Origin of the sequence: Pantoea sp. EKM103V, from assembly GCF_011800365.1 — a bacterium.
GTDB lineage: Bacteria > Pseudomonadota > Gammaproteobacteria > Enterobacterales > Enterobacteriaceae > Pantoea > Pantoea anthophila.
The window spans coordinates 74398-91735 of the sequence record NZ_JAALFQ010000010.1; the positions used below are offsets into that span (position 1 = coordinate 74398).

General features: G+C 53.6%; 22 protein-coding genes and 2 pseudogenes. 14 read left to right on the forward strand and 10 right to left on the reverse strand.

Annotated features, from left to right (window positions below):
• Positions 1 to 15 precede the first annotated feature (15 nt).
• From betA to HFD97_RS17805, 6 genes are all read left to right on the forward strand, one after another.
• Positions 16 to 1698 carry a choline dehydrogenase gene (gene betA / locus HFD97_RS17780; RefSeq protein ID WP_167430747.1) on the forward strand — a complete coding sequence of 561 codons (1683 nt, stop codon included), beginning with the start codon at positions 16 to 18 and terminating at the stop codon, positions 1696 to 1698.
• 426 nt (positions 1699 to 2124) lie between these two features.
• On the forward strand, positions 2125 to 2475 hold the full coding sequence (mdtJ, locus tag HFD97_RS17785) for a multidrug/spermidine efflux SMR transporter subunit MdtJ (protein ID WP_009089777.1): 351 nt from the start codon (positions 2125 to 2127) through the stop codon (positions 2473 to 2475).
• Positions 2462 to 2791, forward strand: a complete 330-nt coding sequence (mdtI, locus tag HFD97_RS17790; protein ID WP_009089775.1) for a multidrug/spermidine efflux SMR transporter subunit MdtI — start codon at positions 2462 to 2464, stop codon at positions 2789 to 2791. The genes mdtJ and mdtI overlap by 14 nt, the downstream gene beginning before the upstream one ends.
• Before the next feature lie 199 nt (positions 2792 to 2990).
• The gene (locus HFD97_RS17795) at positions 2991 to 4133 is read left to right on the forward strand and encodes an acyltransferase (protein WP_167430746.1); all 1143 of its coding nucleotides are present in this window, start codon (positions 2991 to 2993) and stop codon (positions 4131 to 4133) included.
• A gap of 147 nt (positions 4134 to 4280) precedes the next feature.
• Positions 4281 to 4541: a hypothetical protein gene (locus tag HFD97_RS17800; RefSeq protein WP_009089772.1), complete on the forward strand. Its 261-nt coding sequence runs from the start codon at positions 4281 to 4283 to the stop codon at positions 4539 to 4541.
• Positions 4542 to 4650: 109 nt separating this feature from the next.
• The gene (locus tag HFD97_RS17805) at positions 4651 to 4836 is read left to right on the forward strand and encodes a hypothetical protein (RefSeq protein WP_009089771.1); all 186 of its coding nucleotides are present in this window, start codon (positions 4651 to 4653) and stop codon (positions 4834 to 4836) included.
• Between the two features lie 79 nt (positions 4837 to 4915).
• On the opposite strand, the gene HFD97_RS17810 is transcribed toward HFD97_RS17805, so the two are convergent.
• The 4 genes from HFD97_RS17810 to iraP all read right to left on the reverse strand — a co-directional run bounded on the left by HFD97_RS17810 (position 4916) and on the right by iraP (position 7663).
• Positions 4916 to 5053 (reverse strand): hypothetical protein, encoded by a 138-nt coding sequence (locus HFD97_RS17810; protein ID WP_009089769.1) that lies wholly within the window; start codon positions 5051 to 5053, stop codon positions 4916 to 4918.
• A gap of 215 nt (positions 5054 to 5268) precedes the next feature.
• A complete protein-coding gene (adhP, locus tag HFD97_RS17815; protein ID WP_009089768.1) occupies positions 5269 to 6288 on the reverse strand; it encodes an alcohol dehydrogenase AdhP in 1020 nt (339 codons plus the stop codon).
• A gap of 643 nt (positions 6289 to 6931) precedes the next feature.
• Positions 6932 to 7174, reverse strand: coding sequence for a hypothetical protein (locus HFD97_RS17820; protein ID WP_167430745.1), 243 nt, complete (start codon positions 7172 to 7174; stop codon positions 6932 to 6934).
• 126 nt (positions 7175 to 7300) lie between these two features.
• Positions 7301 to 7663: an anti-adapter protein IraP gene (iraP, locus tag HFD97_RS17825; protein ID WP_033736214.1), complete on the reverse strand. Its 363-nt coding sequence runs from the start codon at positions 7661 to 7663 to the stop codon at positions 7301 to 7303.
• Positions 7664 to 8321: 658 nt separating this feature from the next.
• Between iraP and HFD97_RS17830 the strand changes: the two genes are divergently transcribed.
• Positions 8322 to 8780, forward strand: coding sequence for an STM2901 family protein (locus HFD97_RS17830; protein ID WP_167430744.1), 459 nt, complete (start codon positions 8322 to 8324; stop codon positions 8778 to 8780).
• Complete coding sequence (locus tag HFD97_RS17835; RefSeq protein ID WP_167430743.1) at positions 8774 to 9073, forward strand: DUF1493 family protein; 300 nt, start codon at positions 8774 to 8776, stop codon at positions 9071 to 9073. Before HFD97_RS17830 ends, HFD97_RS17835 begins: the two co-directional genes overlap by 7 nt.
• A 30-nt stretch (positions 9074 to 9103) precedes the next feature.
• On the opposite strand, the pseudogene HFD97_RS17840 reads toward HFD97_RS17835, so the two are convergent.
• A pseudogene (locus HFD97_RS17840) lies at positions 9104 to 9636 on the reverse strand (Presumed portal vertex protein); the annotation flags it as partial.
• Between the two features lie 3 nt (positions 9637 to 9639).
• Between HFD97_RS17840 and HFD97_RS22515 the strand changes: the two are divergent.
• Together HFD97_RS22515 and HFD97_RS17845 are read left to right on the forward strand one after the other, a co-directional pair.
• Positions 9640 to 9798: pseudogene (locus tag HFD97_RS22515) on the forward strand (STM2901 family protein); the annotation flags it as partial.
• Positions 9795 to 10118 (forward strand): DUF1493 family protein, encoded by a 324-nt coding sequence (locus tag HFD97_RS17845; RefSeq protein WP_167430742.1) that lies wholly within the window; start codon positions 9795 to 9797, stop codon positions 10116 to 10118. The pseudogene HFD97_RS22515 and the gene HFD97_RS17845, both read left to right, overlap by 4 nt.
• A gap of 1004 nt (positions 10119 to 11122) precedes the next feature.
• Here the strand turns inward: HFD97_RS17845 and HFD97_RS17850 are convergent.
• Positions 11123 to 11374 (reverse strand): bacteriocin immunity protein, encoded by a 252-nt coding sequence (locus tag HFD97_RS17850; protein WP_167430741.1) that lies wholly within the window; start codon positions 11372 to 11374, stop codon positions 11123 to 11125.
• A gap of 315 nt (positions 11375 to 11689) precedes the next feature.
• On the opposite strand from HFD97_RS17850, the gene HFD97_RS17855 reads away from it, so the two are divergent.
• The gene (locus HFD97_RS17855) at positions 11690 to 11893 is read left to right on the forward strand and encodes a hypothetical protein (RefSeq protein ID WP_167430740.1); all 204 of its coding nucleotides are present in this window, start codon (positions 11690 to 11692) and stop codon (positions 11891 to 11893) included.
• A 29-nt stretch (positions 11894 to 11922) separates the two neighbouring features.
• A complete protein-coding gene (locus HFD97_RS17860) occupies positions 11923 to 12228 on the forward strand; it encodes a tyrosine-type recombinase/integrase (protein ID WP_244319729.1) in 306 nt (101 codons plus the stop codon).
• Between the two features lie 304 nt (positions 12229 to 12532).
• On the opposite strand, the gene HFD97_RS17865 is transcribed toward HFD97_RS17860, so the two are convergent.
• From HFD97_RS17865 to copC, 3 genes are read right to left on the reverse strand one after another with little or no spacing between them, the layout of a single operon-like run.
• Complete coding sequence (locus HFD97_RS17865) at positions 12533 to 12880, reverse strand: YebY family protein (RefSeq protein ID WP_009089760.1); 348 nt, start codon at positions 12878 to 12880, stop codon at positions 12533 to 12535.
• A 28-nt stretch (positions 12881 to 12908) separates the two neighbouring features.
• Positions 12909 to 13784: a copper homeostasis membrane protein CopD gene (gene copD, locus HFD97_RS17870; protein WP_167430739.1), complete on the reverse strand. Its 876-nt coding sequence runs from the start codon at positions 13782 to 13784 to the stop codon at positions 12909 to 12911.
• Positions 13785 to 13789: 5 nt separating this feature from the next.
• Positions 13790 to 14167, reverse strand: a complete 378-nt coding sequence (gene copC, locus HFD97_RS17875; RefSeq protein WP_167430738.1) for a copper homeostasis periplasmic binding protein CopC — start codon at positions 14165 to 14167, stop codon at positions 13790 to 13792.
• 151 nt (positions 14168 to 14318) lie between these two features.
• Between copC and HFD97_RS17880 the strand changes: the two genes are divergently transcribed.
• Together HFD97_RS17880 and exoX are read left to right on the forward strand one after the other, a co-directional pair.
• Positions 14319 to 14552 (forward strand): DNA polymerase III subunit theta, encoded by a 234-nt coding sequence (locus tag HFD97_RS17880; protein WP_046101977.1) that lies wholly within the window; start codon positions 14319 to 14321, stop codon positions 14550 to 14552.
• The gene (gene exoX, locus HFD97_RS17885) at positions 14549 to 15220 is read left to right on the forward strand and encodes an exodeoxyribonuclease X (RefSeq protein WP_181161900.1); all 672 of its coding nucleotides are present in this window, start codon (positions 14549 to 14551) and stop codon (positions 15218 to 15220) included. The genes HFD97_RS17880 and exoX overlap by 4 nt, the downstream gene beginning before the upstream one ends.
• Here exoX and HFD97_RS17890 read toward each other — a convergent pair.
• Positions 15214 to 17277, reverse strand: a complete 2064-nt coding sequence (locus HFD97_RS17890; RefSeq protein WP_167430737.1) for a prolyl oligopeptidase family serine peptidase — start codon at positions 17275 to 17277, stop codon at positions 15214 to 15216. The two genes, exoX and HFD97_RS17890, sit on opposite strands and share 7 nt — an antisense overlap.
• Positions 17278 to 17338: the final 61 nt, after the last annotated feature.

A 17338-nucleotide genomic window follows, 5' to 3' on the forward strand; every position in this document is an offset into this window, starting at 1 on the left:
CCTGAGGAACGATGAATGGAATTTGATTACATTATTATCGGCGCCGGATCCGCAGGAAACGTTCTGGCTACCCGTCTGACCGAAGAGAGCAACGTCAGCGTCCTGCTACTGGAAGCGGGCGGCCCGGATTATCGTTTTGATTTCCGCACCCAGATGCCTGCGGCCCTCGCCTATCCGTTGCAGGGCAAACGTTACAACTGGGCCTATGAAACGGAACCTGAGCCTTACATGAACAATCGCCGCATGGAGTGTGGCCGTGGTAAAGGCCTGGGCGGCTCGTCGCTGATTAACGGGATGTGTTACATCCGTGGTAATGCCATGGACCTCGATAACTGGGCCAGCGCGCCGGGGCTGGAGGACTGGAGCTATCTGGACTGCCTGCCCTACTACCGCAAAGCGGAGACCCGCGATATCGGCCCGAACGATTTCCACGGCGGTGATGGCCCGGTCTGCGTCGCAACGCCAAAAGCGGGCAACAACGTGCTGTTTGAAGCGATGATTGAGGCGGGCGTGCAGGCGGGCTATCCGCGCACGGATGACCTCAATGGCTATCAGCAGGAAGGATTTGGCCCGATGGACCGCACCGTGACGCCGCAGGGACGCCGCTCCAGCACCGCGCGCGGCTATCTCGATCAGGCTAAAGGCCGCGCCAACCTGAAGATCATTACGCATGCCACCACCGACCGTATCCTGTTTGACGGTAAGCGTGCGGTGGGCGTGGAGTTTCTGCAGGGCGACAGCAACACCCTGAACAAAGCGACCGCACGCCGTGAAGTGCTGCTCTGTGCCGGGGCTATCGCCTCGCCGCAGATCCTGCAACGCTCTGGCGTCGGTTCGCCCGAACTGCTGAAGCAGTTTGATATTCCGCTGGTTCACGACCTGCCAGGCGTGGGTGAAAACCTGCAGGACCACCTGGAGATGTATCTGCAGTATGAGTGTAAAGAACCGGTCTCCCTCTATCCGGCGCTGAAGTGGTGGAATCAGCCTAAAATCGGCGCCGAGTGGATGTTCAATGGCACTGGTGTCGGCGCCAGTAACCAGTTTGAAGCCGGTGGCTTTATCCGCAGCCGTGAAGAGTTCAGCTGGCCGAACATTCAGTATCACTTCCTGCCGGTGGCGATTAACTACAACGGCTCCAATGCCGTTGATGCCCACGGCTTCCAGTGTCACGTCGGTTCGATGCGTTCGCCCAGCCGCGGTCATGTGCGCCTGAAATCACGCGACCCGCGCCGCCATCCTGCCATTCTGTTTAACTACATGTCGCATGAGCAGGACTGGCATGAATTCCGCGATGCGATTCGCATCACCCGCGAGATCATCAACCAGCCCGCGCTGGATAAGTATCGCGGCCGTGAAATCAGCCCGGGGATTGAATGTCAGACGGATGAGGAGCTGGACGAGTTCGTGCGTAACCACGGCGAAACCGCTTATCACCCGTGCGGCACCTGCAAAATGGGCAACGACCCGATGGCAGTCGTGGATGGCGAAGGTCGGGTGCATGGCCTGCAGGGATTACGCGTTGTGGATGCGTCCATCATGCCGCTGATCATCACCGGTAACCTGAATGCCACCACCATCATGATCGGTGAGAAGATTGCCGATAAGATCCGTGGACGCGAGCCGCTGCCGCGCAGCACCGCGGCCTACTACGTGGCCGAAGAGGCGCCTGTGCGCACCACCCCACAGCGCAGCGACTAAATCGTGACAGTGTCACTTTGAATCTCGCCGGACATCTTATTGTCCGGCTTTTTTTATCCCCCATCTCATCCCACACATTGTTTTCCGTTAGCCTGCATCTGCAAATCATCAAACCTTAATCAAAATCAAACAAAGCAGCATCTGCTGTTGATTTTACGATATGCCAGATGCTATAAATCCTGCGTGTAGATAACCGGAGGCACTTTCCGTCCACTGATGAGAAGCAACAATGTGGATGCGTTGTAAACTTTATGCGCAAACTTTTTGTGTTTTATTCCCTGATTTCCCCTGCTTTCCTTTCCGCCCGGAACGTCGCTGATAAGCACTGGCGTAACGCCCTGTAGTCCCCTTCCGCTTCGATATGGTTCTGAGTCTGCGCGCAATCACGCGTGGCAGGTCGTCATTAATTCGTTGCTGGAGATCCCCATGTACGCCTGGGTTTTATTATCACTTGCTATCGTGACTGAAATAATCGGTACGCTGTTTATGAAATGGTCCAGCCTCAGCGGCAGCCAGTATGGCTACCTGATGATGCTGGCTATGATTGCCTGTTCTTATATTCTGCTGAGTTTCGCCATCAAACATATCGCCCTGGGCGTGGCTTATGCCCTGTGGGAAGGTATCGGCATCCTGCTGATTACGCTGTTCAGCGTGCAGCTGTTTGGCGAGTCGCTGTCACCGCTGAAAATTGGCGGCCTGATGACACTAATTGCTGGAATCGTCCTGATCAAAACCGGCACCGAATCATCAGCGGAGGTTAACCATGGTCATCACTGATTTTGTCCATGCGGCCTGGCTGGCACTCGCCATCCTGCTGGAGATTGCCGCCAATATATTCCTTAAATATTCTGATGGATTTAAAAAGCGTCTATTCGGGCTGCTTTCGCTCTGCTGTGTGCTGCTTGCGTTCAGCGCGCTTGCTCAGGCGGTGAAAGGGATCGACCTGTCGATAGCCTATGCGGTCTGGGGTGGCTTTGGCATTATCGCCACCGTCGCGGCAGGCTGGGTACTGTTTGGTCAGCGGCTAAACCGCAAAGGCTGGGCTGGCCTGAGCCTGCTGCTGGCCGGTATGCTCCTGTTAAAACTGGCCTGACAGAGGTTCCGGGCTGTAATAATCGTTAAGGGTGTGCGGCTGCGCGCCCTTAACTTTCTGTGCGTTTTTACCCTTTTTAAGTTGATTTTTTCAGCATTCTCTTCTTCAGATTCCTCTTACTTTTGTAAAGGGCCGTTTACATATCTGTTGCCTTGAGGCTTAGTGAGCGCCGAAGGTCGGATAAAAACGAGGAAGAGTTATGTCTGCAACACGAGGTTGGTCAACTGAGCTTGAGGGATTACGCGGCATCGCCTCTCTCTGGGTACTGGTAGGTCATATCAGCCTGCTGATTCACTGCCATATCACACTGATTTCATCCCCTGGGATCGGTGTCGATCTGTTTATTCTGCTTTCGGGCTACCTGATGGCGAAAAACTATGTCGAGCGACAGCAGAAAGAGCCATGGCAAAGCGCCGCAACGATCAAAAAGTTCTGGATCCGTCGCTTTTTCCGCATCGCGCCGCTCTACTATCTGCTGTTAATCATCGCCCTGATTTACGGGCCGTGGTTTGGCGAGATGCGTGACACCATCGCGCATTTCTACTCCGGCACGGCAACCGAGTCGTCACGTTACACCGACCAGTCGCTGGCAAATGTGCTGACCCACTTCAGTTTCCTGTTCGGCATGCTGCCCGATTACGGCTTTAACACCGTACTGCCTGACTGGAGCATCGGACTGGAGATGCAGTTCTATCTGCTGTTCCCGTTCATCATGCTGGTGACGCTGCGGTTTGGCTATGCTGCCTCCCTGATCGGTATCATGGTGCTCTGCTGCGCAGGACGCTATCTGCTGGCCGATTATTATGAGGCGTTTGAGATGCCTTCAATGATCCTGATTAAGCTGAATATGTTCCTGTCGGGCATGCTGCTGGCAGAAGCCATCCGCCGCAAATCGCTGCTTTACGTCGCCTTTGCGCTGCTGGGACCGGTTGCCAGCGTGGCAATGGGTCTGGGGTTCATCAAGCTGCAGGTGATTATGGAAGCGCTGATGATCGTCGGTATGACAGCCATTCTCTGGCAGTATCCGCAGGGCAGCCGGATGGCGCAGCTGATTGCTCTGCCGCGTAAGCTGCTGAACAACCGTCTCAGCACCTGGCTGGGCGACGTCTCGTTCTCGGTCTACCTGCTGCACCTGCTGATTGTCATTCCATTGATCGCGCTGCTGCTGAATCACACGGATATCGAATTCAAAAGCGATCTGACGCGCTTTCTGATTGTCTGCGTCTCTGCCATCCCGGTGACCTATGCGCTGGCGTCGCTGCTCTACAAATATGTTGAGAAGCCCGGCATCCGCATGGGTAAACGCGTTCTGGCCCCGAAGCTGGCTGACCAGACCAGCTGAGTGACAGATGGATCCAGAAGCCCCGTTCGCGGGGCTTTTTTATGGCCTGCGATGTCGCGACCAGCAGGGAACCACGTCTTACGCCCTGCACACCTGCCGGAGTGAACTACACTTTCCCGGTCAGCAATCCGACGGAGAGGAAAATCTATGCGCATTCAGCATCTGCTGTTGTCCAGCGACGGTGGCGCGTTAATCATTGAAGCCGATCAACTTGAAAGTGAGCTGGTGATCCCGCCCCATCTGCAGACCGCCACCGGCGGCGAAGCGGACAGCGATACCGGCCACCGCGTCGCGGTGACCCGGCACTACTGTAAAGGACGCTACTACGCTGTCGCCCTCGATCGTCATGCGGCCAGTAACGAGATCGATGATGTGATCGACCTGCTCCATCCCGCACCGCTGGATTAAACCCTGTCATCAGCCCTGACAAGCGCGGCAGCACGCTGTTCGCCATGCCGGATGGCACGCGACCGATTGCCCGCTCTCAACGCGTTATAGCATCAGAAGGAGAAGCATCATGCAGAAGAAAAAGTGGTTTGTGTCTTACGTCATTAAGCCGGAAGGTGAACATCATGTCACCACGCACGCCTTTATCGAAGGGGATGATGTGGAAGAGGCGCTGGAACAGTTTATGTTCGAAACGAAAAAAAGTCTGTCACTGGACACGGAAGAGCTGACGCTGCTTTCGGTCAGTCTGGTGTAACCCGGTATTCCGCCTCACAGGTGTGGGCTGGGGGTTATCTGTTTATAATATTGATGATTTTCCCTGGTGCTGCATTCAGTTACTTAGTGGGGTAAGGCCAGGCGTGGTCCATACCTGTTGAGGACAAAATCCCGGTGATCGCCAGATACGCCAGTATCAGGACAAACAGCACAATGGCTGCAATTTCAATGGATTTGAGCAGATGATGTTTCGCCATAAATAACCCTCCTTCAGTTGTGTGTAATCCGACATCACCTCTTAAACTATAATGTTACCGGTAAAGTGCAAGCCAAAAAAAACATCATGAAACATAAAGCAGTGCTTATTAATGTTTTAACCCAGGCGGTAACTGCACAACCCGTGGCATTTAACACTTCAGTCACAAAAAAGCCCGCTCAGGGCGGGCTTCAGCATCAGGTCAGGCGCTTCTGATCAGGCAGAGTGACCGGTGAAGTCGATCACCATCCTGCCGCGAATTTTGCCGTGGATCATCTCATCGAAGATGTCGTTCACCTCGCCAATCTTCCTTTTGGTGACCTTAGGCACCACTTTTCCTTCCGCCGCAAACTGGAAGGCTTCCGCCAGATCGTTGCGGGTGCCGACCAGCGATCCCACCACCTGAATGCCATCGAGTACCAGACGTGGGATGTTCAGGCTCATCGCTTCCGGCGGAAGTCCGACTGCCACCACCCGTCCCCCGGCTCTGACCGCATCTACTGCCGAGTTAAAGGCCGCTTTGGCCACGGCGGTCACGACGGCCGCGTGCGCCCCGCCGGTTTTTTCCTGAATAAAGCGCGCCGCGTCTTCACTGGCGGAGTTCACCACCAGGTCGGCACCCATCTCTTTCGCCAGCGCCAGCTGACCGTCGCTCACATCAATGGCGATCACTTTGGCGTTAAAGACATTTTTAGCATACTGCAGGGCGAGATTGCCTAACCCGCCGAGACCATAAATCGCCAGCCACTGGCCCGGTTTGACCTCAGAGACTTTCACCGCTTTATAGGTGGTGACGCCGGCGCAGGTTACGCTGCTGGCTGCAAAAGGGTCCAGCCCCTCGGGAACCTTGACCGAGTAGTCTGCAACCACGATACACTCTTCAGCCATACCACCATCGGCGGTATAACCCGCATTAACCACCTCCCGGCAGAGCGTTTCATTACCGGAGTTACAGTATTCACAGTGACCGCAGCCCTTGAAGAACCAGGCCACGCTGGCGCGATCGCCCGGCTTGAGAGAGGTCACATCCGGCGCAACCTCCTCAACAATCCCGATACCTTCGTGACCCAGCGTGACACCGGTTTTATCGCCGAAGTCCCCGTTCTTCACATGCAAATCGGTATGGCATACACCACAGCATTCCATCCTGAGCCGTGCTTCGCCGGTTTTGAGAGGACGCAGTGTCTTCTCAACAACTTCAACCTGGTGTTCACTATTTGCTATTGCCGCTTTCATAAACGTTCCTCCATTTGATTGAACGTTCAGAATAAGCCAAACGGCCGTGATAACAAGCTAACCGTTGAGCTTTGGGTGCGAGCCAGTGAGGTTGTGTTGCATTCTGTGAAGGCAGTGCCACATGCGTGGCACTCATGCATGCCAGCGATGGATGCCGCTGTCAGACGACGGTGCCGGCGGCGGGCCCATATGCTTAGAGGGGTTCCGGACAGGCGGGGGGCCCATATGCCGGGATGCCGCTGGCGGCGGCCCCATGTGCTGCGACGCATCTGGCATAGCCGGTCGGCCATCATGATGCCAGTCAGAAGCGTGACCATAATGATGACGACCACCTTCCGCCATCACACAGCCGGACATAGCTGAACTTGCCAGCGCTAAAATCAGACAGGGTATAACTTTTTTCAAAAACATAACGCATCCTGGTTGAATATCACCGCCTCAGGGTACGTCTGCTTTTTTATACGCGGGATAAACGTATTTACGCGTTTGCGGAGGCTCGCAGAGTACATTGACTATGGTCAACGTGAAGCGATTACGGATGAGATTTTGCGGTGCTTCTGACCCTGTTACGTTACGACAGTGTGTCCTCTCCGGGTGGTTCCCGGGCTAAGAATCAGAGCGGATTACCCGCAGGACGTCATCACTATCCGCGGCTGTATCGGATATAGAGATAAGAAATGGTGACAACCCATGCAACACTGAGCAGCGTTGCATGCTGCGGCACAAAGCTAATGAAGAGATAGATGCCCGCCACAATAACGGCAATAGCAATCCAATCTGAAAAAGAGTGAAGCAGCCATAATAATGCACGTTTCATGGGTGTCTCTGATTGCGCTGCATAACGTTCCTTTGATAATGACTGAGCTTTTTTGCCCTGTCGCTTCATTTAACGCCCTGCCCTGCACGGAAATATCTCACCCTGGGTGACAGCCTGTCTGAAAGGGATCTGAGAACGTTGCTCAACGAGAAATGGAACTGAAAAGCCCGCGCGCGGCGGGCCAGAGGCAACGAATCAATTATCTTCCTGAAGAAGCTGTGCGGGTGAGGTCACCCCGGCCAGTTCATTGAGTGCCTCATGATTGATTTCTTCATCTGCGCCATCAACCGCGCGGGAGATAATCAGTAAATCCTGAAGTTCGCTTAAAAGAAGCGCCGCATCAGACTTGAGCATTTCATCCGAGTCTGCGGAGTCAATAACCGTGTTAATCGCCTTGTTCGCGCCCTCGATCATCTCCGTTACGCCGCCCTGCTTACTTACCGCGAGCACCAGCGCACTGATCAACAGAGACTGCGCCTCAACGCGCGCGGTGAGTTGTTTGGTGCTTGCATCTATTTGTGAAATCTTGGCAAGCATACTTAGCACAACATTCTTCATGGTATATCTCCCTGTTAAAGCAGCATTTTATGATTCTGCGAGCAGGCTGAAAATATCATTATTCTGAAAGTTGGTGATTTTAACAGCGGTAATGCCTGTGAGTTAACGGTGTTTCTGGTCTGCCGTGCGCACATTGAAAACTGAAATCCACGTGCAGCAGGACGGGGCTGGCTGGAAAAAACGCATGACAGGCAGACTGACTAGCGTAACCTTCTGATCAGCGCGATTACTTTTGCAGAGGATGATATGGAGAGAGCTGATTGCTTAAAAAGATCGACAGGACAGGATTAGCTACGCCGTAATTCAGATCGACTATCGTAAATGACCTAAAACCCGTCCGCCACATACCAACATTTTTTTGCAGCATCTGGTCCTCTTCTCAGCGGCACCCGCTTTGATGCCCTTCCGAGGCCTCTGACCACATGGATTACAAACATTGTGCAACGCTGGCAGGCGTGGCGGGGATAGCATTACGCGCGATGGGTACAAACATGTATTCGGAGGCCGTGTCAGCGGCCTACCCACGCGTGCAGTTGTTTAGTGAGGTATCAACACAGCAGGGCTTAAGAACTTCGTAAAATGGGTCTTAGAGCAGCAGATGATGTATGGCAATATGGTAAAGTTTTGACCAGTACGGTTAACCATGTAAGGGAATAATATGGATACAACTGAGCAGTTAAACGGGACTTACTTCTATGGCGGGCTTACCAACCTTTCCCCCGGAGAGCTTTATTTCTGGATTATGATTGATATGACCGCCGAGCACTTCATCGGTGCAAAAGATATCATCGCGATAGCTGCCATTTACTCGGGACAAAATACGATTGACGTATCAGGGAAGCTAAAAGGGGCGTGGAAAGGCACCTCTTATGCTTCGGTCTATTCGCGTAAACTGTTACGCGATTACCGTCTTCCTTTCAGATTACCCACATGGATACAAAATCCAAAAAAACCTCTTCAAATTAGAATGTTAATGACTCACAAATTGGGTACGTTCGTCGGTCGCACAATTCCGGTTTTGGGATGGGTTATTATGGCCGCTGATGTAGCAGAGATAGGCTGGAAAACTACGGTAAAATACAACCTTATTGCTCATAAGGACGACAGGATATGGTAGGTGAGGATATAGAGAAGGCTGTGTTTGCGCTGGTTGAAGATTATAACGGCAGAAGTTTGTTCACATTAAGACGTTATAAGCTTGAACTCGACACTGATCTGAACAATGACTTTCGCATGGATCCCATTGACGCTTATGAATTGCTTGAGCGATATGCTGACAGTTTTAGCATTGACCCCGGCACCATCACTTTTACCAACTATTTTCCGGAAGATTTCACCGCACCACATGATCCGCTTACTATCCGCCTGCTAGTTGAGTCTGCACAGGCCGGAAGATGGTTAGGTAAATAATTAACGCCTGCATATGCAGGCGTTATATCTTTAGTTTGTTGCTGCCGCTTCCAGCGAATAAGGGCGAAACGTGAACACCTCTTCTCCCGGCCAGTTATTAATTTCCTTCATTCGTTTCTGCAGTGGTTCATAAACACCTGCGCCGCCTTCACTGCATCCCTGAATCCACCTGAGTTGTCCGGAATAACTCCCATCATCTGAGGCGGCACGCGGTGCTCACTCAACAGGTCGTCGCGGCTGGTTTTCCTGATGTTAAAGAAATCGTTTCTCGTTGCGACTTCACTAAGCGGCAGAATCTTGATGCCGTTGGGTGCGTACATGAACAGGTTGCGGATGTTACCCAGCCTTTTAGTATCGCGCATCGCCTGACGCATCCGGTCGACATCGCTGCTGCTCTGCGCCGCTGAGGTCATGTAGATGATGTAACCGGCATGCGCGCAGTTCTGATAATACTTGCAGCGGAACAGCGTCGCCGCCTCATATTGCCAGGCAGAGTTAAGCGCGCTGAGATATTCTGGCATGTCGTACAGCTTCCGGTTAATATCCGGCTCCAGCAGTTGAAAAGCGGGCTGAAGATTTTTTGAGTGAATAACCTCGGAACATTTATAGGCAGGGCCGTGCCAGTTGTGGGATGGCTGATTCTGGCAAATGATGTGGCACAAATCAGTTTCCGCACCGTCCATCGCTATAACCTGATTGTGAGGCAGGAGGATAAAATCTGGTGAATAATATTACATCAACTCCTGATGCGGTGCGTGAATACATTCTGCGAGAGCTGCCGCTGGTGACAACGCTCTTCTTAAAAAATATTCAAATTGGTGACGACGACATTCTGCAGGAACTGTTTGAAGCAGACGATATAGCAGATATGGCAGAATCGTTTTTTCGCGTTTTTAATATTCAGCCAGCTGGTTTTACGCCCGCCGCTTATTTCCCCTGGAAAACCCGTCCTTTTTTCTCCCGCGCACCGGTAGAGCAGGATAAATCCCCGCTGACGATACGCATGTTTATGGAGTCGGCCGCTGCCGGGCGCTGGCTTTTTTAGTCCCTGCCAGCGGGCAGCAGATTTGCTCGTTGCGTCAGAGTCCACACAGTGACAGCGGCGTGATTTCCTTCCCAGGCACCTGACTGTAGCTGCCCCCTCAAAGGAGAACCGCTTCATGGCATAGGATTACCATTACGGCGTTCGGATTGCCTGAGGAAATACCATCGTGTTGTAACGTATTCCCGGGCATTCCGGCATCAGAGTGACGATTCGTTATACGCACTTTGCGCACGACCATCTTGAAGATGCAATTCGCTGCAATCCGCTGGCGTTAATGGCAAAAAATGGCGACACAGAGTGCAGCTGAGTAGAAGAGAATAAAACAGGATGGCGTTTAACTTTTTGGTTTTAATCCAGGTGACCTGCTCTCCGTTGATTAACACACCGCGATTTTACTATGCCCACTCCAAGAAAAAACCGCCCGTGGGCGGTCATTTGTCAGGGTGGGATTCGAACCCACGTTCATGCAGTATCGGCCACGTGCACCACTGCCTGATGTAGCTCATGTCACGCTTTGTCCCGTCAGAGCTTTCGCTCGGCCATCTCGCGCACCTGACTTACAAATCATAACCCAGCTCAGTGAGTTATCAAAGCACGGTAAGCCAACTTAATGGCCCACCAATCTGGTATCGCCATATTTACTCCAATAAAAAATCGCCCGTAGGCGGCTTGCTAAAACGTGCTGTACTCATCTATGTGGTAAAGATCGATAAATTTCTCGTCTGTACCACCAAATATTTGTGTGATTGACTCGCCAACCTTATCAGCAACGATTACATAGTTTCCATTCTTTCCTGGCATGTAAGATGCTTTCACATCATGATTCAAATGGTGTCTGAAATGTGCGTGTAACTCTCTTTCTTATTCAGTAGGGATGTTTTCACTCTTTGCAAAATATCGATTAGACATAAGAGCCTCAAGGTAGCGCAAATAACTATCATTGAACGATTCCCACAATTTGGCAATACATCATCAGGCGCACTCGCAAATGCGCCTTGTGATGACTACGCCTTGAAATCGGCCAGTCCCTGACCTTTGCGCCACTCTCTCACTGTCGTAACAACCTTCTCGGGATTCAGGTCGTCGTCAAAATTGTAGTAAATCAGGTCTGAACCCTCTGGATGCTCACTGACAGCGATAAAATTCTCCAGCAATTCGTCTTGGTACTTTTCACCACCTTGGGCACTGAAAATTTCCGCTACTAACGCTGTAAACTCGACTTCCGTGTAATCCTCAAATCTTGTCCTTAACTTCATTGCGACCTACTCCTATGTGGTGGAGTTCATCTTACTCTTTTTGCTCTGGAACGTACTCTATCTTGAGCACGTCATCCGGCGCGAGGTATACCCAAGCCCTATTTTCCTGAGCAATACCGATAAAGCTATTCACCATCTCCGGCTGAGACCGGCTCATCAGGCCTTAATGCGTTTCACCGGATTTGGTGGTGACGGTGATGCGGTAGTTGTCTGACATTGAGAGCCTCTTTATCCCCTCGGATATATTGCTATCAAATAATACAGTCCATGGTGATGGCAATACTATGTTTACCTTGGCAAAACCAAGGAGGTGGTATGTTTTCCTTTCTCAACACATTCAAGCGGCTCATAAGCAATCAGCAGACGGCGCTGACCGTCGAGCCAGAGTATTCAGATGAACAGCTTTTGCAGTGGGCCAGTGGTTGCATGTTAGAAGGTTTGCCAAATGAATTTTATGAGGCGAGAATTTCTTGCTTCCGTAACATTATAAGCTGGCGGTTCCACTTAGCCTTGAGCTGAAAGAACCGGGGCTAACGCTTGAAGCAGTAATAGAAGAGTGCCGGAAGGGTAACCCATCAGACAGCCTGATTTACTCATCAGTCCGTCGCGGTGGCAGAAAGCCAGGAGCGGTTTCACCAGATGCGCTCACCGGTGCATTTGCAGAATCGCGTGAAATAAGCGGAATTAAATTTGGCCCTGACCCGCCGACATTGCATGAAATCAGAAGCCTTGCCAGCCGACTTTATGAATTGGAAAATGGAGAGGATTTTGCGCAACGGTTTCTCGATCATAAAAACCTTTCAATGACTAAAAAGTATCTCGATTTACGCGGTCAGGAATATGTGATGGTTTAGATTGGATATGGTGATTTAGGGAATTTTTCGGGAAATTTCGTTACCACCAACAAAAATACCATACAAACCAACACACCAAAAAAAGACCGAATACGATTCCTATATTCGGTCCAGGGAAATGGCTCTCAAGGAGCCGTGCGCTAAAAGTTGGCATTTATGAAGGCGATAACGCCTTGCAACTTAAGATTAGAACAGCGCGGAGGAATTGCCAGCTGAGGCACGGCACAGGGCCATAAACAGGATCAGTTTGTGATCGCAACGGCAAAAAACAGTCGGGCGCAGCGTGATGCTGCACCCGGCAGGCTTACTTACCGCACAGCGCCTGAGTGCGCTCAACAATCGGCTGCAGGCTCATCATCTGGCCCGGATGCGCTTTATCCTCGCTCTGGATCACGCTGATCGGCTGCGCTTTCACCTGGTTGCTTTTAAACAGCGCATCCGCTTTGTCGTTCAGCGGGTATTGCATCAGCGTGCTCGGGTTGATGGCAAACATGGCACCGTCTTTCTCGCAGGTCAGCATCACCTCTTCACGATTAAACGGCCACTTATCTTTACCGATCTCAAAGCGGCTGACGGTAATGATTTGTGCCGCCAGCGCCTGGCCGCATACAGATAATAACAGGATTGCGGGGACCACTTTCTTCAGCAACATAACTGCCCTTTTCTCTCTTAAATCACATTCAGGCTGGCGACAGCGTGGCAAACACGCTGACCAGCCCAACCACGCCACACGCCAGCAGCAGTTCGAGCTGTGTCATGCGGATAAATTTTTGCTGGGTGCCGCTACCCGCGACGCGGAAACGCGGCACCAGCCAGTAACGGTTAATCAGCGCCACTCCCACCATCAGGGCCACCAGCAGTACTTTCCCCAGCAACAACAGACTATAGCGGGATGCGTGCCATGTCAGCGGCCAGCCCAGGATCATCAGGCTGTTCACCCCGCCGGTCAGCAGCGTTAACGCGACCGCCAGATGACCGTAGCGCGAAAAGCGCATCATGGTGCGGATCGCATCGGTGCGGCGATCGATCTGGCGCGCTTCACGCATCAGCAGCAGAAGCGGAACAAGTCCCCCCACCCAGAACGCTGCCGCAATCAGGTGCAGCGCATGGTTGATCTGATGCAGCAGGCCAGGCCAGCCTTCCCGCATCGCGGCATGCCCCGTCAGGGCCATACAGGCCAGTTGCAGCACGCCTGCCAGCAGTAAGGCCTGCTGGCGTAGTTGCGCGGCCAGTAATAACGCCGACACGGCGAGCACGCTGAACACGATTTCCCACTGCCACACCGCACCGAAATGGGTGCCCAGCACCGCCAGCCAGATGTCAGGCTGAAGCAGATTGGCGCTGTCGCCACTCATCAGCACATTCTGGCAGGCCAGCATCGCCAGCGCGCTGAGCAGGGCCAGCCACGCACTTCCGTTTACCAGCGGATTAAGTCGCCGCGCCAGTTGTGGACGATAACGTTCTGGTGCCAGCAGCGCGCTGTAGCAGGCGCTGGCGGTCAGCAGCATCACGGCAGCAAAATGGAGCGCACGCAGCGCTGGCCAGAGGGTCATCACGACGCTTACTTCACGCTGAAGCGGTAGCTTCCTGCGGTTTTATGTCCATCCACCGACAGGACATGCCAGTTAACCTTATAGCGCCCCGCTTTCAGTGGCTGAGGCAGGCTGACAATCAGCCGATCTTTGTGGCCGGACGCTACGCGCGCCTTCTCCGTCGCAACAGGCTTCTGATGATCGTCAAGCAGCATAACGCCGCTGAACGCAGGTTCAATCTCTTCAGTGAAAGTCAGCGTCAGCGCATCGGTAGCGGTCGTTACTTCTGCTTTGGCCGCCGGCGTGGATGCGCGGAGATGGGCATGCGCAGCAGCCAGCGAGCTGAATGCCATTGCACCGGCTGCCACCAGCGTAATAACCATGCGGGAAATGTGTTTTTTCTGCATCAGATCATCCTTTTAGCCGCCGCCAGGGCGATAAACGAGGCAAAAGGATACGCTGCTGCATTTGCACTGTCGAGGCCAGCAATGCGATCCTTAATCCTTGATTCAGACCGGCGAAAACATTACTTTTGCCCCCTGTCATCAGGAGAATATTATGAGCCATAACCTTGCCCTGCTGTCCCAGGACGAGAAAGATAAGTTAAACGTCGATTTAGCGGCTGCAGGCGTGGCGTTTAAAGAGCGCTATAACATGCCGGTGGTTGCCGAGATGGTGGCCCAGGAGCAGCCCGAAGCGCTGCGTGACTGGTTTCGTCAGCGTCTGATGCATTACCGCCAGGCGTCACTGAGCCTGTCACGCCTCCCTTATGAACCGAAGATGAAGCAATGATGTTTCGCGTAATTGATACCGAAACCTGCGGCCTGCAGGGTGGCGTGGTGGAAGTGGCCTCAGTCGATGTGGTTGATGGTCAGATTGTGAATCCGATGAGCGATCTCATCCTGCCTGACCGCCCCATCAGCCGTCAGGCGATGGCCGTGCACCGCATCACCGAAGCGATGGTCGCCGGAAAACCGACCATCGAAGAGGCGATCCCGCGCTACTACGGCAGTGCATTCTATGTGGCACATAACGCCAGCTTTGACCGCCGGATGCTGCCGGAGATGTTTGGCGAATGGATCTGCACCATGCAGCTGGCGCGTCAGCTCTGGCCGGGCATCAAATATGGCAACCAGGCCCTGCGTCATTCCCTGAAGCTGGATGTTACCCCGCCAGCCGATCTGCATGCGCACCGCGCGCTCTATGACTGCTATGTGACGGCGGCCCTGCTGATCCGCATTATGGAGACTTCGGGCTGGAACGCCTCCGAGATGATTGTGCGCTCACAACCGGCGGCCCAGCGCGACGACATTCTGCCGTTCGGCAAATACCGTGGTCAGGCGATTGCGGTGGTGGCGCGCAAGGATCCGGGCTATCTGAAGTGGATGCTGGATAACGTCAGCGATCTGCGCCCGCCACTGCGGCAGGCGCTGCGTAAATACCTGACCGAGCCTCAGTAATCCTCTGCCGGGGGCAGGGTGCCCTGCGCCAGCCCCAGCAGGAAGGCATACTCCATCGCGATCCCTTCATAGGCTTTAAAGCGCCCCGATTTGCCGCCGTGTCCGGCATCCATATCGGTGCAGAGCAGCAGCAGATTATTATCGGTTTTCATCGACCTCAGTTTCGCTACCCATTTGGCCGGTTCCCAGTACTGAACCTGCGAATCGTGCAGGCCGGTGGTGACCAGCAGATGCGGATAGGCTTTTGCCTCAATGTTGTCATAGGGGCTGTACTGGCGGATGTAGCGGTAGTACTCCGGATCGCCGGGATTGCCCCACTCATCATATTCGCCGGTCGTCAGCGGGATCGACTCATCGAGCATGGTGGTGACAACATCTACAAAAGGAACCTGCGCCACAACGCCATGGAAGCGCTGCGGTGCCATGTTGATCACCCCGCCCATCAGTAAGCCGCCTGCGCTGCCGCCCATGGCGTAGAGACGTTCCGGATGCCCTATCCCGCGCGCCACCAGCGCATTGGTCACGTCGATGAAATCCGTGAAGCTGTTCATTTTGTTCAGCAGGCGACCGCCGTCATACCACTGCTGCCCCAGCTCCCCGCCGCCGCGCACCTGAATCAGGGCAAAAACAAAGCCGCGATCCAGCAGGCTCAGACGGCTGACGCTGAAATCGGCATCCATGCTGCTGCCATAGGCGCCGTAGCCATAGACCAGCATTGGATTCTGGCCGGGCTGATAGTGTCTGCGATGATAGACCAGCGACACCGGCACTTCGGTGCCATCACTGACTTTTATCCAGTGGTGCTCGCTTTTGTAATCATCGGCGTTGAACCCTTTCACCGCACTCTGCTTCAGGATACGGCGCTCGCCCGTGTCCATATCCAGCTCAAACAGCGTGGTTGGTGTGGTCATTGAGGAGTAGCCGTAGCGCAGTTTGCTGGTGCGCGGCGTCGGATTGTAAGCCAGCCAGGTGACGTAAGTGGGATCGTCAAAGGCGATGCCACTGGTTTCGCCGCTGGCCCAGTTAATCTGGCGCAGGCTGGTCAGGCCGCGCTGCCGCTCTTCAACCACCAGCCAGTCGCGGAACAGCTGGAAATCTTCCATCACTACGTTTTCACGCGCCGGGATGAGGGTCTCCCAGCGGGATTCATCCAGATAACGGCTGCGATAGAGCCCGAAGTTTTCGCCTTCCCGGTTAGACCGGATAAAGAACTGATGCTCGTAGTGATCGATGCTGTATTCATGATCGCGGCGGCGCGGCAGAAACACATGCGGCTGCGCATCGGGGAAATCAGCATCGATCAGCTGAATCTCGCTGGTGTTAGTGCTGTAGAGCGCAATCATGATGAACTGCTTTGAGGTGGTCTTGTGGACGCTCAGATGATAGGTGTCATCCTGCTCTTCATAAACCAGCTGATCATCAGACTGCGGCGATCCCAGCTCGTGTCGCCAGACCTGATAAGAGAGCAGCGTCTGCGGGTGTTTCCGCACGTAGTAGAGCGTGCGGGAGTCGTTACCCCAGGCGAAGCTGGAGGAGGCGTTGCTCAGCACTTCAGGATACCAGCTGCCGCTCTCAAGGTTGCGGAAGCGGATGCCATACTGGCGGCGCGAGAGAAAGTCCTCGGCCAGCGCCATCACGCGGTTGTCGGGGCTGATATGCAGCGCGCCCATGGTGTAAAAGTCGCTGTGTGACGCGCGCTGGTTGGCATCCAGCAGCAGGGTCCACTCCGCCGACTCCTCGCTCGCCGCAGGCTGACGGTAATAGGCCGGATACTCATTGCCGCTCTGATAGCGACTCTGATAGCGGTAGCCGTTTTTGACATAGGGCACTGAGTGATCTTCCGGTGGCAGCCGGTCGATGATCTCTTTTAATACCCGGTCCTGCAGCGGCTGCTGCGACGACATGACTTTTTTGCCGTAATTATTTTCGGCACGCAGGTAATCAAGCACTTCGCTGTTTTCGCGCTTATCGTCGCGCAGCCAGTAATAGTTGTCGACGCGCGTCTCGCCATGCAGCGCCATTTCATGAGGAATTTTTTTTGCAATGGGAGCTTTCATCCATCCGTCTCCGTGAACGTCATGATCTGTAAGCGTAACACTTAAGTGGCGGGAAGCCAGG

Coding starts and splice junctions, on each gene's coding strand:
- HFD97_RS17880 (WP_046101977.1), top strand. CDS start 14,319: ATGAGCCATAACCTTGCCCTGCTGTCCCAGGACGAGAAAGATAAGTTA.
- HFD97_RS17865 (WP_009089760.1), bottom strand. CDS start 12,880: ATGTTGCTGAAGAAAGTGGTCCCCGCAATCCTGTTATTATCTGTATGC.
- HFD97_RS17830 (WP_167430744.1), top strand. CDS start 8,322: ATGGATACAACTGAGCAGTTAAACGGGACTTACTTCTATGGCGGGCTT.
- mdtJ (WP_009089777.1), top strand. CDS start 2,125: ATGTACGCCTGGGTTTTATTATCACTTGCTATCGTGACTGAAATAATC.
- HFD97_RS17850 (WP_167430741.1), bottom strand. CDS start 11,374: ATGAAGTTAAGGACAAGATTTGAGGATTACACGGAAGTCGAGTTTACA.
- betA (WP_167430747.1), top strand. CDS start 16: ATGGAATTTGATTACATTATTATCGGCGCCGGATCCGCAGGAAACGTT.
- HFD97_RS17800 (WP_009089772.1), top strand. CDS start 4,281: ATGCGCATTCAGCATCTGCTGTTGTCCAGCGACGGTGGCGCGTTAATC.
- iraP (WP_033736214.1), bottom strand. CDS start 7,663: ATGAAGAATGTTGTGCTAAGTATGCTTGCCAAGATTTCACAAATAGAT.
- HFD97_RS17805 (WP_009089771.1), top strand. CDS start 4,651: ATGCAGAAGAAAAAGTGGTTTGTGTCTTACGTCATTAAGCCGGAAGGT.
- mdtI (WP_009089775.1), top strand. CDS start 2,462: ATGGTCATCACTGATTTTGTCCATGCGGCCTGGCTGGCACTCGCCATC.
- copC (WP_167430738.1), bottom strand. CDS start 14,167: ATGCAGAAAAAACACATTTCCCGCATGGTTATTACGCTGGTGGCAGCC.
- HFD97_RS17820 (WP_167430745.1), bottom strand. CDS start 7,174: ATGAAGCGACAGGGCAAAAAAGCTCAGTCATTATCAAAGGAACGTTAT.
- adhP (WP_009089768.1), bottom strand. CDS start 6,288: ATGAAAGCGGCAATAGCAAATAGTGAACACCAGGTTGAAGTTGTTGAG.
- HFD97_RS17890 (WP_167430737.1), bottom strand. CDS start 17,277: ATGAAAGCTCCCATTGCAAAAAAAATTCCTCATGAAATGGCGCTGCAT.
- exoX (WP_181161900.1), top strand. CDS start 14,549: ATGATGTTTCGCGTAATTGATACCGAAACCTGCGGCCTGCAGGGTGGC.
- HFD97_RS17810 (WP_009089769.1), bottom strand. CDS start 5,053: ATGGCGAAACATCATCTGCTCAAATCCATTGAAATTGCAGCCATTGTG.
- HFD97_RS17855 (WP_167430740.1), top strand. CDS start 11,690: ATGTTTTCCTTTCTCAACACATTCAAGCGGCTCATAAGCAATCAGCAG.
- HFD97_RS17795 (WP_167430746.1), top strand. CDS start 2,991: ATGTCTGCAACACGAGGTTGGTCAACTGAGCTTGAGGGATTACGCGGC.
- HFD97_RS17835 (WP_167430743.1), top strand. CDS start 8,774: ATGGTAGGTGAGGATATAGAGAAGGCTGTGTTTGCGCTGGTTGAAGAT.